Source organism: Paenibacillus pinihumi DSM 23905 = JCM 16419 (assembly GCF_000422505.1).
In the GTDB taxonomy this organism is placed as follows: Bacteria; Bacillota; Bacilli; order Paenibacillales; family Paenibacillaceae; genus Paenibacillus_D; species Paenibacillus_D pinihumi.
The window spans coordinates 59079-75534 of record NZ_AULX01000034.1 but is presented as its reverse complement, the minus strand read 5'-3'; the positions used below and the strand labels follow the sequence as shown (position 1 = coordinate 75534).

General features: G+C 47.7%; 18 protein-coding genes, 2 rRNA genes and 1 riboswitch. Of the genes, 17 read left to right on the top strand and 3 right to left on the bottom strand.

What is annotated here, in order from left to right:
* Positions 1–113: ribosomal RNA gene (locus H583_RS0112440) — 23S ribosomal RNA — on the top strand; the annotation flags it as partial.
* A gap of 63 nt (positions 114–176) precedes the next feature.
* Positions 177–293, top strand: a 5S ribosomal RNA gene (gene rrf, locus H583_RS0112435).
* A gap of 191 nt (positions 294–484) precedes the next feature.
* Here the strand turns inward: rrf and H583_RS0112430 are convergent.
* Positions 485–1015, bottom strand: a complete 531-nt coding sequence (locus H583_RS0112430; protein WP_245585904.1) for a transposase — start codon at positions 1013–1015, stop codon at positions 485–487.
* 260 nt (positions 1016–1275) lie between these two features.
* Positions 1276–1968, bottom strand: coding sequence for an AIM24 family protein (locus tag H583_RS0112425; RefSeq protein WP_028560759.1), 693 nt, complete (start codon positions 1966–1968; stop codon positions 1276–1278).
* A 305-nt stretch (positions 1969–2273) separates the two neighbouring features.
* Here H583_RS0112425 and H583_RS0112420 point away from each other — a divergent pair, with 305 nt between their 5' ends.
* The 10 genes from H583_RS0112420 (at position 2274) to rsmI (ending at position 10034) form a co-directional block, all read left to right on the top strand.
* The gene (locus H583_RS0112420; RefSeq protein ID WP_028560758.1) at positions 2274–2462 is read left to right on the top strand and encodes a sigma factor G inhibitor Gin; all 189 of its coding nucleotides are present in this window, start codon (positions 2274–2276) and stop codon (positions 2460–2462) included.
* A gap of 364 nt (positions 2463–2826) precedes the next feature.
* On the top strand, positions 2827–4374 hold the full coding sequence (locus H583_RS0112415; RefSeq protein ID WP_028560757.1) for an aminotransferase class I/II-fold pyridoxal phosphate-dependent enzyme: 1548 nt from the start codon (positions 2827–2829) through the stop codon (positions 4372–4374).
* Between the two features lie 52 nt (positions 4375–4426).
* Positions 4427–5110 carry a dTMP kinase gene (gene tmk / locus H583_RS0112410; RefSeq protein ID WP_051236375.1) on the top strand — a complete coding sequence of 228 codons (684 nt, stop codon included), beginning with the start codon at positions 4427–4429 and terminating at the stop codon, positions 5108–5110.
* A 109-nt stretch (positions 5111–5219) separates the two neighbouring features.
* Positions 5220–5549, top strand: a complete 330-nt coding sequence (locus H583_RS0112405; protein ID WP_028560755.1) for a cyclic-di-AMP receptor — start codon at positions 5220–5222, stop codon at positions 5547–5549.
* An 18-nt stretch (positions 5550–5567) separates the two neighbouring features.
* Positions 5568–6011 (top strand): YaaR family protein, encoded by a 444-nt coding sequence (locus tag H583_RS0112400; RefSeq protein ID WP_028560754.1) that lies wholly within the window; start codon positions 5568–5570, stop codon positions 6009–6011.
* Between the two features lie 16 nt (positions 6012–6027).
* Complete coding sequence (holB, locus tag H583_RS0112395) at positions 6028–7017, top strand: DNA polymerase III subunit delta' (RefSeq protein WP_028560753.1); 990 nt, start codon at positions 6028–6030, stop codon at positions 7015–7017.
* Positions 7010–7813, top strand: coding sequence for a PSP1 domain-containing protein (locus H583_RS0112390; protein ID WP_028560752.1), 804 nt, complete (start codon positions 7010–7012; stop codon positions 7811–7813). Before holB ends, H583_RS0112390 begins: the two co-directional genes overlap by 8 nt.
* A gap of 35 nt (positions 7814–7848) precedes the next feature.
* Positions 7849–8250: an initiation-control protein YabA gene (locus tag H583_RS0112385; protein ID WP_028560751.1), complete on the top strand. Its 402-nt coding sequence runs from the start codon at positions 7849–7851 to the stop codon at positions 8248–8250.
* Between the two features lie 109 nt (positions 8251–8359).
* A complete protein-coding gene (locus H583_RS0112380; protein WP_028560750.1) occupies positions 8360–9130 on the top strand; it encodes a tRNA1(Val) (adenine(37)-N6)-methyltransferase in 771 nt (256 codons plus the stop codon).
* A complete protein-coding gene (gene rsmI, locus H583_RS0112375; RefSeq protein ID WP_051236373.1) occupies positions 9123–10034 on the top strand; it encodes a 16S rRNA (cytidine(1402)-2'-O)-methyltransferase in 912 nt (303 codons plus the stop codon). The genes H583_RS0112380 and rsmI overlap by 8 nt, the downstream gene beginning before the upstream one ends.
* Before the next feature lie 100 nt (positions 10035–10134).
* Here rsmI and H583_RS0112370 read toward each other — a convergent pair whose 3' ends face one another.
* Positions 10135–10389: an AbrB/MazE/SpoVT family DNA-binding domain-containing protein gene (locus tag H583_RS0112370; RefSeq protein WP_028560748.1), complete on the bottom strand. Its 255-nt coding sequence runs from the start codon at positions 10387–10389 to the stop codon at positions 10135–10137.
* Between the two features lie 341 nt (positions 10390–10730).
* Between H583_RS0112370 and H583_RS0112365 the strand changes: the two genes are divergently transcribed.
* From H583_RS0112365 to rsmA, 5 genes are all read left to right on the top strand, one after another.
* The gene (locus H583_RS0112365; RefSeq protein WP_036709416.1) at positions 10731–12032 is read left to right on the top strand and encodes an HD domain-containing protein; all 1302 of its coding nucleotides are present in this window, start codon (positions 10731–10733) and stop codon (positions 12030–12032) included.
* 72 nt (positions 12033–12104) lie between these two features.
* The gene (locus H583_RS0112360) at positions 12105–12878 is read left to right on the top strand and encodes a TatD family hydrolase (protein WP_028560746.1); all 774 of its coding nucleotides are present in this window, start codon (positions 12105–12107) and stop codon (positions 12876–12878) included.
* Positions 12879–13075: 197 nt separating this feature from the next.
* A riboswitch (cyclic di-AMP (ydaO/yuaA leader) is annotated at positions 13076–13244 on the top strand.
* Between the two features lie 244 nt (positions 13245–13488).
* Positions 13489–14646, top strand: a complete 1158-nt coding sequence (locus H583_RS0112355) for a resuscitation-promoting factor (protein ID WP_028560745.1) — start codon at positions 13489–13491, stop codon at positions 14644–14646.
* A gap of 259 nt (positions 14647–14905) precedes the next feature.
* On the top strand, positions 14906–15463 hold the full coding sequence (gene rnmV / locus H583_RS0112350) for a ribonuclease M5 (protein ID WP_028560744.1): 558 nt from the start codon (positions 14906–14908) through the stop codon (positions 15461–15463).
* Positions 15464–15482: 19 nt separating this feature from the next.
* Complete coding sequence (gene rsmA, locus H583_RS0112345) at positions 15483–16385, top strand: 16S rRNA (adenine(1518)-N(6)/adenine(1519)-N(6))-dimethyltransferase RsmA (protein WP_028560743.1); 903 nt, start codon at positions 15483–15485, stop codon at positions 16383–16385.
* Positions 16386–16456: the final 71 nt, after the last annotated feature.

Below are 16456 nucleotides of genomic sequence, written 5' to 3'. Positions count from 1 at the left end.
TGAGATTTCCCAATTAGTAAGACCCCTTGAAGACGACGAGGTTGATAGGCTGGGGGTGGAAGCACAGCAATGTGTGGAGCTGACCAGTACTAATCGGTCGAGGGCTTATCCTAAAGACTTTAGCTAAAATGATTCAAATTGACTTTCGCATCCAGTTTTCAGTGTGCAACTGAACGTTTGGTGGCAATGGCGGAAGGGAACCACGCGTACCCATCCCGAACACGACCGTTAAGCCTTCCAGCGCCGATGGTACTTGGACCGCAGGGTCCTGGGAGAGTAGGACGTCGCCAAGCACGAATGACCTGTTGAACTTTAGGTTCAACGGGTTTTTTGTTGTTTGAATTGTGTTTTAAAGTGAGTTGACTCTATTTAGTGTCGATTTGGTTTGTTAATGCCTGAAACTCAAAGAAGCCGAACTGTAGTTAACAGGATCGGGTTCTTTGACTATCGTTAGTTCAATTGTATATTAGCGTTTATTTCTTAATCACCTATGATAAAAGCTGAATGATGTATCCTCAAGAAGGATGAGGCCGTCTTTTTTGGAACGACGAAGCTTGTTCAAGATAAGCAGTCTTGGCGCCAGTGCCCATAGATGCCAGCTTAAGAGGCTTATCATTACTGATTCATTCATCCATGGATAAATAAGCGCAACTGCACAGAGGCCAATCCAGAGCAAATGACGGTGAAGCCTGCGGAATAACTGGTGTTCTACCATGGCTATAGGAAGGTAACCTATCCAGGGAGACTTATATCTCCATCCCCAACGACGGTCCTCAGGCTCGTCCACCCGGAGCATCGTGAGTTTGATGATCACCCAATGCAGCAGATAAATGGCTAGCGCGCTTACCAGCCAGAGCAACAGACCGATGTAGCCGTACATCATAATTTGAAAAATGCCCAGCCCGGAAACTATAATTCCATAGCTAATCACAGACTCATTCATTACTTGAATCTTTTTCACTAATTGATAGTGATATATAGTTGCATTCTCATGAATAACGGATTTTCTCTCCATTATATAACCCTCCAATAATACCATTCCCTATTTACATTTTATTATTTAATAGGCTTTTCGTATACAAATAATAGAATTTCATTGTAAATAAATCAAATCTATAGGTATTTATTAGACTTTGTTTAAATGAAAAACAAAAAGCACCCGGAAGGATGCTTCAATGTGCGACTCATTTTCTATTCGACTTCAATGAATTAATATCTCTTTTGGCAGCTTAATAGGAGCTTTGATTACTGACATAGATAAGTCCTTAAAGGCGATTAGCTCTTTTCCTGCATATAAACTTCTTCATACGGCTGAACAATAACAAAACCGTCTCCTTCAAACCTCATTTGAATCGATTCTCCACTACCTCTTCCAATGAAGGTTTTTAGAGAAATATCGGTTTGAAATTCAGGTTGAAGGTTTCCCGACCACGCTACAGTCGCATTTGGATCTGTAATAATTGGATTCCCTGGTGTTACACGTAATGTAAGTGGTTCATAATGGGTCGTAATGGCGATCATACCCGTTCCTTCGCACCGAACATTAAATAGACCGCCTGCCATCATCCCTGCTACTTTTCTCATGAGCTTAATATTGTGCTTAATAGATGGTTCGAATGCAAGCAGGTCATTTCCATTGACATAAATGGCTTCATTCTGTAAATAAAGAATAATGATTTTTTTCCCACTGTCAGCAAGATATAACTTACCTTGCCCATTTGCTTTCATGAGGGAAGCACCTTCACCAGTGAAAGCCTTTTTGAACATGGCCCCAATTCCGTTTTCTAAAATACCCTCTCTCACAAATTTGATCTTCCCATGATAAGCGACCATTGAACCTGCCTTGGCCCAAACGAGACCATCAAGATTTACCTCCAGCAGACGTGGTGTTTCTAATTCAAAAAATCCTTCTCCTTTATCTTCTTGTTCTGTATTTTTAATAAATTCAGCGATCGAGTATTTATTCACGTCATACACCCCTTCATTTATTAACATTTACGTAAAAATGGATAATCAAGTTTCAACTAAACCCTATGAATACTGTAGGTCCATTCCCTCAGGGAAAGCAAAGTCTTGACCGCACACAATCTGGGCTTTTGATGCATAGGATAATAAAAAATTCAACAAGTTAATAGTTATTCTGTTTAAAAATTTGAAAATAGCTTGTTTTCACTATGAAACAAGTATATCTTGCTAGGATTTGTGTCATAATAGTAGGCATAGAGGATTTTAAATCCTGATTGACGATTAATAAGTAAAGGACGGGATGATCAATGAATGAAGAGAACCGTCAGCCTTGTTGTATTGTATGTGGACATGAGAAAGAAGAAGGAATTTTTGTCCTGTCCGAATTTATATGCGATACCTGTGAATCAGAGATGATAAGAACCGATGTGAGGGATGCCAAGTATCCGTTTTTCATTCATCAGCTTCGGCAAATCTGGTTAAAGAAGGATGCCTAATCTTTAATATATGGATTAGGGAATAACACATAGAAGACAGGAAAATCGCTCCCCTCGGGCGGCTTGTTATAAAGGAGCTGTATGGCTCTTTATTGCAGGCTGGTTGCAGGGGATTTTTTGTATCATGTTTGTTCAGACATGTTTTCACGTGGAACATCCTTTGCCAAGTAATTTTGGACGAGTAAAAAATAACATCTGCATTAGATGAACCGGGAATATGATATGATGGGAACCATACTGGGTAATAGGAATGAAAGATAATAAGAGATTTTGCATATACACATACACTTTTATTTGCACTTGCATGATCGGCCTGATTTCAATAGCAGGCCAGAAGAAGATGGAATAGAGAGGATTTTATTAAATGCCGTCATTTAAGGCTCCCTTATATGAAATGCTGGTCAGGCACGCGGAATGCAACCCGGGAAGTTTGCATGTCCCTGGTCACCAGTATGGAAAAGCACTGGACAAGCTGCCGGATTCGGTCCGTGAGGATTTCAGCCGGATGATGCGCCTGGATGTGACAGAGTTGTCCGTAACCGATGATTTGCATCATCCGGAAGGGGCGATTCTGGAAGCTCAGAGGCTGGCAGCTCAACTGTTTGGCGCACAAGAAACATTCTTCCTGGTGGGAGGAAGTACGGTAGGCAATCTGGCGCTGCTGCTGTCTCACTGCAAGCGGGATGACATTGTGATTACACAGCGAAACGTCCATAAGTCCATTATCAATGGATTGGCTCTTAGCGGGGCGCGTGCTGTGTTTGCAGCTCCGCAGATTGACAAAGACAGTGGTCTGGCTACAGTCCCGTCACTGGCTCAGCTGGAGGAAGCCCTGAACGGTTATCCTGATGCGATTGCCGTTATGCTGTGCAATCCGAATTATTATGGCATGGGAGTCAGTCTGAAGCAGTATGTAGAGCTGGTTCATAACTACAATAAGCTATTATTTGTGGATGAAGCGCATGGTGCGCATTATGGACTGCACCCTGATTTCCCTGAAAGTGCACTTGCAGCCGGGGCGGATGCTGTCGTGCAATCGGCTCATAAGACACTTCCTGCACTGACTATGGGGGCCATGCTGCATATACAGGGAGAACGAATTGACCGGAACAGGCTGCGTGGGACACTGGCTATGATTCAGAGCTCCAGCCCTTCATACCCGATTATGGCCTCTCTTGATTTGGCTCGTGCTGTATGTATGGAACAAGGCCCTAATTTATTTACTGAAGCGATTGAAGCTGCGGCCTATTTGCGGGAATGTGTACAAAGCAAGCTTCCATGGTTGAGTCTGCTGTCCCTTAATCCGGAATCTGCGGGGCTACCAGCTGGTGCTTCATTTTTGGGAACAAGCGGGCTGGGCTCACGGGAATCGGCAGCATTCAATCATACGGATCCGCTCCGGATTACGTTGTCAGACCAGACAGGCACATTATCCGGCTATGATTGGCTCAAAGAGCTGGAGGGGTATGGCTGGTGGGCGGAGATGGCCGATGCCAGACATTGCGTCCTCCTGATCGGCATTTCATGTAATAGGCGGGATATGGACAGCCTTGTAAAGGCGTTATCTGCAATTTCAGAGCAGTATGGATTAGGGAGCAGAGAGATTAAGGGTGCTGATGTGCGATCAACTGTACATTGGAGCTGGGAAGGATTGTCCTTGTCCAGTCCGGTACGAATTCCTGCTCCTGCAGATGAAGTACCAAGGGCAGAATGGGTACCGCTCCAGGAAGCGGAAGGAAGAATTTGCGCAGAGATGATCACTCCGTACCCGCCCGGCATACCTATATTATATCCGGGGGAATGTATGGATCATGGCATCATTGCAGTACTCCAGTCGCTTGCCGGTCATGGAGCCAAGATTCAGGGAGCATCCGACCCTTCCTTAATTCATGTGAAAGTTTACCCGCGCTAGACGGATTCGTCGTTTACCGAAATTGAACGCTTTGTTACAATAGTTATAAGGTATGACTACACGATTAGGAGCATTCGCATTGAAATCAGGACGATTCATTACAATTGAGGGCGGCGAGGGTGCAGGCAAGACGACGCTGATACAAGAACTTGAGCAGCGGATGAGTGCTTCAGGCATTGCTGTTGTTACGACACGGGAGCCGGGCGGGATTGCGATCGCGGAGCAAATTCGCGGCGTCATTCTCGACTCCCGAAATACAAGCATGGATGGGCGAACGGAAGCGTTGCTGTATGCTGCGGCAAGACGTCAGCATCTGGTTGAGAAGGTGATTCCGGCACTGGAGCAGGGAGCCGTCGTCATTTGCGACCGGTTCATCGACAGCAGTCTTGCGTACCAGGGCTTTGCACGCGGGCTTGGGATGGAAGCGGTGTGGGAAATCAACCGTTTTGCAATTGGAGACACGATGCCGGATTTGACGCTATGGATGGATATTGAGCCTGAAGAAGGATTGAAGCGGATACACAAGGACGATGCCCGTGAACTGAACCGTCTGGATTTGGAGGGACTAAAGTTCCACAAGAAGGTGAGAGCCGGCTACGAGCAAGTCTATGGGCAATATCCAAACCGAATCGTGAGAATAAATGCCGGTGCTGAGCCAAATGTTGTAGCCCAGCAGGCAATTGCAGCTGTTGAGCACGGACTTAAAGGTTTTTTCGCAACGGATGTCAAATTATAATAGAAGAAACAGATTCATACGGAGCAGTTAGCGGCTGCTGATTATGGTTTCAGGCTGCTGGCGGGCTTCGCCAGGCACACTTTAACAAGTAAATAAGGGAGGGTTAACGATGAAATTAGTGATCGCGATTGTGCAGGACAAGGATAGCAACCGGTTGTCGAATGCGCTCATAAAAGATGGATTTCGTGCGACCAAGCTGGCAAGTACAGGCGGGTTTCTGAAAGCAGGAAATACGACATTTATGATAGGTATTGAAGATGAGCGAGTACCTGACGTTATGCAGGTTATCCGCTCCAATTGCAAAGTCCGCGACCAGCTTGTAACTCCGGTAACGCCAATGGGCGGAACCACCGATTCGTATATCCCGTTCCCTGTAGAGGTGCAAGTAGGTGGAGCGGCAGTCTTCGTAGTACCGGTAGAACGATTCGAACACTATTGATCGGGTGTGACATAACGGATGAAAATTAACCCCGGCTTTCGGCCGCTTGGCCAGGAACGAACACGCACCGATATGGGGTCCAGGCCTGCCATGCAGACGAACTTTGCCGATGTTATGGGACAGCAGGAGAATATGAGGACGCAGGAGCAGCTGCAAAAAAAGCTGCAGGACATCCATAATCAGGGCGAGCGCCTGGCCAAGTCCATGACGGTTCGTGAGATGACGCTTTACAAACAGATGATCAGGAAGTTTCTTGAGGATACGCTGCGCCGCGGTGTGGGCCTGAGGGAGACCAAAGGCTGGGATCGCCGCGGCCGGACAAAACGATACAAGCTGCTGGAGGAAGTGGATGCTGTCCTGCTCGGTATGGGCGAGGAACTGCTGGACACGGAGCAGGGCAGAATCGATCTGTTGGAGCGGATTGGAGAAATCCGGGGCTTGTTAATTAATTATTTTTTTTGAGGGAGCAGCATGACCGATGTCATTTCAATCGATTGTCGGACAGGAGAAGGCCAAGCGGATTTTGCAGCAGGCCCTTCAGCGACAGAGTGTATCCCATGCCTACTTGTTCAGCGGCCCTGTAGGAACAGGACGAAGAGCAACCGCAATGGCCTTTGCCAAAGCGCTTTTCTGTGAGGAGCAGGGTAGTGATGCCTGTGGCAAATGCCTCTCCTGCAGGAAGTTTGAGCATGGGAATCAGCCCAATCTGCTGCATATTTCGCCTGACGGAGCCACCATTAAAATTGACCAGATTCGCGAGCTGCAGCGGGAGCTTTCTTACCGCAATCATGGCGAGGGACGCAAAGTATATATTCTGGACGGGGCAGAGAAGCTGACGGTCCAAGCGGCCAACAGCCTGCTGAAATTTCTGGAGGAGCCATCTGCGCCGATTGTCGCGCTTCTGCTGACCGATAACGGACAAGCCATATTGCCAACGATTCGGTCGCGCACACAGCTTGTGCCATTCCACCCAATTGCTTCCGCAGACATGCAGGAGGCACTCATCAGGGAGGGACATCCCTCTATGCTGGTGCGTGTTGCGGTTCATCTGGCTTCAGGTCTGGATGCTTGCAGGGAGATTATCCAACAAGAGGGGTTTGCAGAAACAAGAAACCTAGTGATACAATTAGGCAAGGAGAGCTTGACAAAATATACTGCGGCAATGGTGACGCTGTCACAGGATATTTTCAAGTCAAACTCCAGCCAGCAGCCAGAGCAGCTCATGTCAATGCTCTTGCTGTGGTACAAGGATATGATTCATTTTCAAGCCGGCAGAGAAGATGCCATTGTATATGTAGATCAGCTGGACTGGATACGTAATCATGCCTTTGCACGTTCGGCTGAAGGTTGGGTGTCATGTATGGAGTCTACGTTGGAGGCCAGCAAGCGGATACGCGCGCATGTGGCGCCCCAGCTGGCTTTCGAGCAATTTCTGGTGAACCTTCAGGAGGGCAGAAGCCTTGTATAATGTAGTAGGTGTCCGCTTCAAGAAGGCGGGTAAAATATATTACTTTGATCCGGTTGAACATGCGGTGGAACAAAATCAGCATGTCATTGTTGAGACAGCGCGTGGGATCGAATACGGAAAAGTGGTGGTAGGGCAGAAGCAGGTTGAGGAGGAGGACGTCGTTCTTCCATTGAAGAAGGTTATCCGCATTGCCGGCGATACGGATGCCAAGGTCATGGAAGAGAATAAGAACGCGGCCAAGAATGCCTTCTCTACCTGTGTGGACAAGATTCGCGACCATCAGCTCAAGATGAAGCTGGTGGATGTTGAATTCACGTTTGACCGCAATAAAATTATTTTTTATTTTACAGCCGAAGGAAGAGTCGATTTCCGTGAGCTGGTTAAAGATTTGGCCAGCGTGTTCCGGACCCGGATAGAGCTTCGACAGATCGGTGTACGTGATGAAGCGAAGATGCTCGGGGGAATCGGGCCATGCGGACGAATTTTATGCTGTTCCTCATGGCTTGGAGATTTTGAGCCGGTATCGATTAAAATGGCGAAGGATCAGAATCTGTCGCTGAATCCGACCAAAATTTCCGGACTGTGCGGGCGGCTCATGTGTTGTCTGAAATATGAACACGACAATTATGAGAGTGTCCGTGAAGAACTGCCAGCAGTCGGGAAAGTGGTTATCACCTCACTCGGTGAAGGCAAGGTGACCGGAATTAATGCCTCTTCCAGAACAGTCTATGTTCAATTGTTTGAAACGGGAGGCAAACCGAAAGAGCTGCCTTTTGATGACGTTGTGGTGAAATAATTCGACGATTTTGCGCTATACTCTGGGGTGGGAACTTGGAGAAAAATAATTTATTTAAACGGATGGACCAGTTGGAGACTCATGTCGGCGGGCTGCATTCGGAGCTCGGCGAGATGAAATTATTGATTAAAGCGCTACTTGAAGAGAATAAACGCCTCAGCATAGAAAATCAGCAGCTTAGAGATTTGTTCAAAAGGGAATCCCTGCTGGCTGTGGAGGAAGCTTCCGTGGAAGAAACAGAAGCCCATGAAGCGCCACAGCAGAAAGCGGCGGATATGCCTGCAGCGGCCGAGGAGCTGCTTGGAACAGCCGTCGGAGAAGGCCATGATAATCTGGCCAGGCTTTATCACGAGGGCTTCCATATTTGCAACGTCTATTATGGCCATTTGCGCACCGAAGGGGATTGCCTGTTCTGTCTCTCGTTCCTGAACAAATGAGCTGCTGCCCGCATCCCGGATGATACGGCTATGAAGCGAATAGTATGAATGCGCAAAGAAGACCCCTAGCGGGTCTTCTTTGAATTCTATTGAAGGAGGGAATTGAGGGATGCCTAATCGTAATATACCTTTGCTGCCGACCGAAAGACTGGACGATTTGCTTACGCATCAGCTTCATATTATACAAAGCGCTGAGGTTTTCAGCTTTTCGATGGATGCGGTACTGCTGGCAAGGTTTGCAACGGTGCCGCGCAGAGGACGCATCCTTGATTTTTGTACAGGAAACGGTGTGATTCCGCTGCTGTTGTCAACACGGACAGAGGCGCCGATTGATGCTGTAGAAATTCAGCCCCGGCTGGCAGATATGGCACGCCGGAGTGTGGCGTGGAACAACAAGGGAGAGCAGATCATGATTACGGAAGGTGATCTGCGACAGTATCATTTGGACAATGGCTATGGTGTCTACGACCTGGTTACTGTTAACCCTCCCTATATGCCGGCTAATACCGGAGACCAGAACCATAATGAGCATTATGCAATTGCCCGCCACGAAATTCATTGTACGTTGCAGGAGGTGGCTGCAGCCTGCTCCAGGATGGTAAGAACCGGAGGCAGGGTTGCGATGGTACACCGGCCTTCACGCCTGATGGAGATCATGGAGGCGATGCGAGCGGTGAGGCTGGAGCCAAAGCGGATACGGTTTGTCCATCCTCATGCGGATGCGGAAGCCAATATGGTGCTGATTGAAGCACTTCGTGACGGCAAGCCGGATGTGAAGGTTCTGCCGCCACTCATTGTTTACAGCAGTCAGAACCAATATAATAAGGAATTAATGGATATCTATTATGGCCCACAGCATGACAGCCGAAAGGATGAGTAAGGTGATTCACATTCAAAAAAGCTTTAACGCCAGCCGGAAGGCGGGCACGCTCTATCTGGTGGGGACGCCAATCGGCAACCTGGAGGACATGACCTTTCGTGCAGTCCGCACACTGCGCGAGGTCGATATGATCGCTGCCGAGGATACGAGGCAAACCCGCAAGCTGCTGACACATTTCGAAATTTCGACCAGACTGGTCAGCTACCATGAGCATAATAAGCAGGCCAGCGGCAATGAACTGCTCAGGCTGCTGGAGGAAGGACAGCAGATTGCACTGGTAAGTGATGCAGGACTCCCTGCTATCTCTGATCCGGGTGCGGACATTGTTCGTGATGCAGTGGAGGCAGGGATTGCTGTCGTTCCGATTCCAGGAGCTAACGCAGCCTTGTCAGGCTTAATCATATCAGGACTCAAGACGGACCGCTTCAGCTTCGTTGGATTTCCCCCGCGGGATAAGAAGCCTCTAAACAGCTGGCTGTCGGATTTGAAGACGCAAGAAGGAACGCTGCTTATGTATGAGTCGCCGCACCGGGTCAAGAAGACATTGCAGGCTATGCTTGAGGTTTGGGGAGACCGTAAAATGGCGATGGCCAGAGAATTGACCAAGAGGCATGAAGAGGTTGCACATGGTACTATTGGGGAATGCCTGGAATGGCTGGAATCGAATCCGCCGCTTGGTGAATACTGCCTCGTCGTCGCAGGGGCGGAGGAGCGGATCACGGGAATGCCTCTGGAAGGGGATAAAGAAGTTAAGTGGTGGTCAGCGATGACAATCGAGCAGCATGTCGAGCATTACATCGCACTTATATCCGACCGCAAGGAGGCGATGAAGCAGGTTGGCAAAGATAGAGGGATGTCCAAACGGGATGTGTATAACCAGATTATGATTAAAGACGGGGAATAAAAAAAAGACCTTCCTGGCCGGGTTCTAGCGCAGGAAGGCATCAAGGAGTATAAAAAGGTTAGAATTAACAATGTGATTCATTTATTATAACTTATTTTTTTTAATTTGTCACAGGTGTAGGCAATTCTGTTAAGCATTCGTGACAAACAATTTTTCCTTTGAAATAAGTTACGTTCTCAGCGTTGCCGCAGAAGATGCAAGCAGGCTCATACTTCTTCAGCATGATGCGCTCGCCGTCTACGTAGATTTCAAGAGCATCCTTCTCACCGATTCCAAGGGTGCGGCGAAGCTCAATTGGAATAACTACACGTCCCAGTTCGTCTACCTTACGGACAATACCTGTTGATTTCATCATATTCTATCGTTTCCCCTTCCAAACGGTTTCGTCATCATTCGACAAAATACTACGTTTTCTGTTATCTATAATACCAACCATTCCCATAATAGTCAACCCAATTTTTATCCCAAAAATGTGTTAAAATCTACTAAATGACGTATATATATGAGCAAAATAATGAACAGTCCCAGTGAAATCAAAGAAAATCAATGGAAACGATAGGTCGACACTATTCGACATAAAAATCTATAATATGTCGAATATGTGTCTTGAATCGACATTTTGCAACAAAATCATGTCGAATGTTCGGATGAGCGAAAAAAATTTGAAGCGATCCGCTTCCTAAAGAGGTGAAGAACATGTTTCAAGATTACACACAAAGACTTGCAGAGGAGAAAGTATTCAAGGACCCGGTCCACAAGTACATCTATGTACAGGACGAGCTGATCTGGGATCTGATTAATACGAAGGAATTTCAACGTCTTCGCAGAATCAGACAGCTTGGGACCTCCTATCTGACTTTTCACGGCGCCGAGCATAGCCGATTTTCCCATTCGCTGGGTGTCTATGAAATTACACGTAAAATTATCTCCCAATTTGAGCGCCATGGTTATTCCGACTGGCCACAGGAAGAGAAGTGGGTATCGCTATGTGCCGCTCTGCTGCATGATTTGGGACATGGTCCTTTCTCCCACTCCATCGAGCAAGTCTTCGACATGCATCATGAGGGCTGGACATGCCGCTTCCTGCTGGAGGATACAGAGGTCAACCGGGTATTGCGCCGTGTATCCGATGATTTCCCCGAACGGGTTGCTTCCGTCATCTGCAAAAACTATGACAAGCCGATTGTCGTTAGTTTAGTATCAAGTCAGATGGATGCGGACCGCATGGATTATCTGCTGCGGGATGCTTATTTCACAGGCGTGAATTACGGCACCTTCGATCTCGAGCGTATCCTTCGCGTGCTTCGTCCATATAAGGACAAGATTGTTGTGAAAGAAAGCGGAATGCATGCGGTAGAAGACTATCTGATGTCCCGCTACCAAATGTATTGGCAAGTTTATTTCCACCCGGTGACACGCAGCTCGGAAATTATACTGCGGCAGATTTTTCGGCGGGCAAGGGAACTATATCATGAAGGATATTCCTTCCAATATATGACCCGTCCTTTCCGAAAGCTGCTGGAGGGCGATTTGACCATACAGGATTACTTCCTCCTCGATGAAGCGATGGCTCAGACAGTGTTCATGCAATGGACTGAAGAGAGGGATGAGTTGTTGTCCGATCTGTGCGCCCGTTTTCTCCATCGGAGATTGTATAAATATATAACCATGGATGAAAAAAATGAAGCACTGTGGGATGAGATTCGCCAGGAGTTTGAAGCGGCCGGATTAAGACCAGACTATCATCTGGAGATTGATTCCCCGTTTGACCTTCCTTACGATGTGTATCAGCCAGGGAAGGCCGAAGGAGAGGAGAAGCCGCCAATTTTGTTACAAGGTACTAATGGTGAGTGTTCAGAAATTTCGAGGAAGTCTGACATTATTCGTTCCATTACAGGGATCCATCTTGGAAAATACCACCTATATTATCCAGATGATCTGCTTCAGGCAAAAGCCGACAAACTTGACCCCCGAATACGGCAGTTATTCGCGATTTAATGACGATTTGCAGCATAGTAGCCTGTTCTCATACGCTTGTACATATTATATAGAAGAAAGGGGTATTTTTCCTTGTTGATTGATACACATGCACACCTTGATTCTCCCAATTTCGACGAAGACCGCGAGCTCGTTATTGAGCGCGCGCAGGAGGCGGGAATCAGCCGAATTCTCAATGTTGGCTTCAATCGCGAGACGATTCCGACCACGATGAAATTGGCGGAAAAATACGATTTCATCTATGCCATCGTCGGCTGGCATCCGGTCGACAGCATCGAGATGAAACCTCAGGATTTAGACTGGATTGCAAGTTTGGCTAGCCATCCAAAAGTGGTCGCAATTGGCGAAATTGGATTAGATTATCACTGGGATACTTCACCAAAAGATGTTCAGCAGCGGGTATTTCGCGAGCAAATAAATTTGGCGAAGCAAGTAAATAAACCCATTGTTATTCATAACCGGGATGCCCATGAGGATGTCGTCCGCATTTTGAAAGAAGAGAAGGCAAGTGAGGTTGGCGGGGTCATGCACTGCTTCTCCGGCAGCTGGGAAACCGCCAAATTATGTCTGGATATGAATTTCTATATCTCGTTTGGAGGGCCTGTCACTTTCAAAAATGCAAGGGTCCCTAAAGAGGTTTTGGAAAGGGTTCCATTAGACCGGTTATTGCTGGAGACAGATGCTCCTTATTTGGCTCCTCACCCCTACCGTGGGAAACGGAATGAGTCCGCCTATGTGAGACTCGTTGCAGAGGCGGCAGCGGAAATCAAAGGCAAAAGTTTGGAAGAAATTTCAAGAATTACGACCGAAAACGCTGAGAATTGTTTTCGTCTACCTCAAAAATAGAAAAGAAACTTAGAATTTAAGACCTAGAGGGTGAAAAAAGTGACTTTGACTCGCGAAATTGAATTAATTTTGCGAGTTTTTCCTTAAAATTCGTTAAAATCGCATTTTTAATGATCTTTACAATGGGATACGAAAGAAGGTATGATTTTTCTCAGAGCTTGAAGTTGTATTGTATTTCCAGTTTTGCTTAATTCTCATTTGGGGGACGGCTGCAGCCGATATCGCATGTGAGAAGCGGGGGAACCATAGTGATTTTTGGGGTGAATTTGGAGCGTGCCGATAACCTTCGCATCCGGCGCGTAATGATAGGGCGTCTCTCCTGCCCGAACCCGTCAGCTAACCTCGTCAGCGTATATGAGAGAGATCAACCTCGTGCCCACAATCCATGGTTTGTAAAATGCAGCCTGGAAGCCACGAAACAGATCCTCTGTCGTCGGGCTTCTTTTTATTTTTGAATATATGATAAAAGGGCGACATAGGGATAATTCATGGGGGTGGGAAATGGCGAACTAACGAGGAATGCGTGCTTGCACGCTAATCTTACAATAGTCGCGTCAGTTGTAATCATGCGTCACAGTTGGCGGCGGGGCTATGAAGGAGGACCGAGGAAGTGGGCATGTTCCAGCAAAAGGATACCCATGGTAAACGATCATCCAGCATGTCTTTCGCATTGCGATGGAAGCATGAAAATTTGCGTTTGATTGTATTAAGTGCAATTATCTCAATCGCTATGACTTTCATGTTATTGGTGTTGTTGTACGGAACGGCATATAAGAACGTATCCGTCGTTTTGAATGGACAAGAAACCGTTGTTTCTACGAAGCAGTGGGTCCTGCAGCGCCTGTTGGATGAACAAGCTATCACAGTCGGGGAGCACGACAAGATTTCGATGCCCCTGGATTCGGACATCAAGGATGGTGACCGGATTGTCATTGACCAGGCCATACCCATTACTGTCAAGGCAGACGGTAAGGCTAATACATTCTACACAACAGAGAAAACCGTGAAAGCGGCGATCGGAGAATTCAATATATCGCTTTCAGATGAGGATAAAATTCAACCCGCTTTAAATGCACAGTTAAATCCGGACATGATCGTATCCATCATACGTGTAGATAAACAAGTTGATAAAGCAGAGCGCAAGGTTCCGTTCGAGGTTGTGAAGAAGGACGATCCGACGCTTGAAGAGGGTAAACAGAAGGTTGTTCAGACCGGCAAGGAAGGCTTGCTGGTGGAGCATTATGAGAAGGTCTATGAAGACGGCAATCTTGTATCCAAGAAGCTGGTCACCAAGACCGTCGAGACCAAAAGTGTCGATAAGGTTATAGCTGTCGGTACCAAGAAGAAGGAGCCTGAGGTAAAGGTCGCTTCCTACTCCCCTGTAAGTTCGGGCGGGGCTCAGTCAATTACCAAGGCAGGTGTAACCTTCAACGCGAAGAAGGTATTGAAGAGTGTGACGCTGACGGCTTATTCAGCCGGTGTCGCTTCCACAGGCAAGAGCTCAAGCCATCCGGAGTATGGGGTAACAGCATCCGGAGCGAAGGTGGAAGAAGGACGTACAATTGCAGTTGACCCGGATGTCATTCCGATGGGATGGTGGGTCTATATCGAAGGTGTCGGTTTCCGTCGTGCTGAAGATACAGGCGGTGCTATCAAGGGCAGCAAGATTGACGTTTACTTTGACAGTGAAAGCTACGTGAAAAAGTTTGGTCGCAAAAAAGGCCATACGGTCTATGTCATCGGCCCAAACAAGCCGAAGGCAAGCTAAAAACATGGCTGTGCTTTATGATATCGTATTTTTAGCTTAAATATGTCATGATAGGGAGAGGCGATGCCTCTTCTTTTTTATATATCGGGAAATGTGATATTGTGTTGTTATGGCATTCGGGATTTCCGGTGTGAAATTGCGATTACATAATTATGACGTTTCAGAGCGGATCAAAGTTTCAGAATGTACAAGCTTTTCGGCTATTTTTTTCTTGACGGCCGGAAGTTCAGATATTTATATGGCAAAGGAACAGGTGGGTATGATTAAAGAGGTCATTGTGGTGGAAGGCAAGGATGACACGATTGCCATCAAGCGGGCGGTGGAGGCGGAGACTATTGAGACAGGCGGTTCTGCAATCGGAGAGGCCGTATTGAAACGGGTGGAGCTTGCTATGGAGCGCAGAGGAGTTATTATCTTCACGGACCCTGACCATGCGGGGGAGCGCATCCGCAAGATTGTGTCGGCACGGGTTCCCGGCTGCAAGCACGCCTTTCTGGCGCAGGAGGAGGCGCTCTACAAGGGGGATATCGGTGTGGAGAATGCAACCCCTGACGCTATCCGGCGTGCTCTTGCCAATGTCCGCACCGAGTATGCGGAAGCGACGGAGCCGACAGTGCCCCTGATTACGTGGGAGCATTTGATCGATGCGGGCTTAATCGTTCATTCCGACGCGGCCAGGCGCCGTCTGCTGATGGGCAATTTGCTCGGAATCGGGTATGCTAACGGGAAGCAGTTTTACAAACGTTGTACAATGTTTCGGATATCACTGGATGAGTTTGTGAACGCGCTCCGGACGATGGAGGAGACCATTGAATAGTGCAGGGGGAAACAAAGTAATGAGCAAGCATCATGCTGCTGATACGCAGGTAGCAACACCAAAGCGGACGAAGGAGATTATTGCAAAGCACGGCTTTTCATTCAAAAAAAGCTTGGGGCAGAATTTCCTGATTGATCAAAATATATTGGACAAGATTGTGTCGGCGGCACAGCTTGATAAAACAAAGGGCGCACTGGAGATCGGACCGGGAATTGGCGCCTTAACGCAAAAGCTGGCGGATGCAGCCGGTGTGGTTACGGCTGTAGAGATTGACAACAGGCTTATCCCGATTCTGGGAGAGGTGCTTGAAGGGCTGGAGCATGTCGAGGTTGTACATGGCGATGTCCTGAAGCTCAATCTGAAGGAGTTGATTGAGCGGCGCTATAAGGATGTGACGGGTATTAGCGTCGTGGCCAATCTGCCCTATTATGTGACCACACCAATCCTGATGAAGCTGCTGGAGGAGCGGCTGCCTCTGGAGCATATCGTCGTCATGATCCAGAAGGAAGTCGCCGAGCGGATGGCGGCCAAGCCGGGTGGCAAGACATATGGCAGCCTGAGTGTAGCGGTGCAGTATTATTGTGAGCCTGAGCTGGTTTGTACGGTTCCCCATACGGTATTCATTCCACAGCCGAATGTAGATTCGGCTGTCATCAAGCTGTCGCTGCGCAGCAAGCCGCCTGTAGAGATCGAAGATGAGAAGCTCTATTTCCGTGTGGTGCAGGCCAGCTTCGCGCAGCGGCGCAAGACGCTTGCGAATAATCTTGGCGCTTTTGTAGGCAAGCAGAACCGCGATAAGCTGCTGGAACTGCTCACATCATGCGGTATTGACCCGTCCCGCCGCGGGGAGACGCTCTCGCTGGAGGAATTTGCGCGAATTAGCGAGGGACTGCGTCAGGCAGGCTGGCTCGAGACGACTTAAACCTGTTTTTCGTCATGATGGCTTCACCAATCCGGCTATTCGCCCATAGGATAGACGAAGAGGTGATTAAT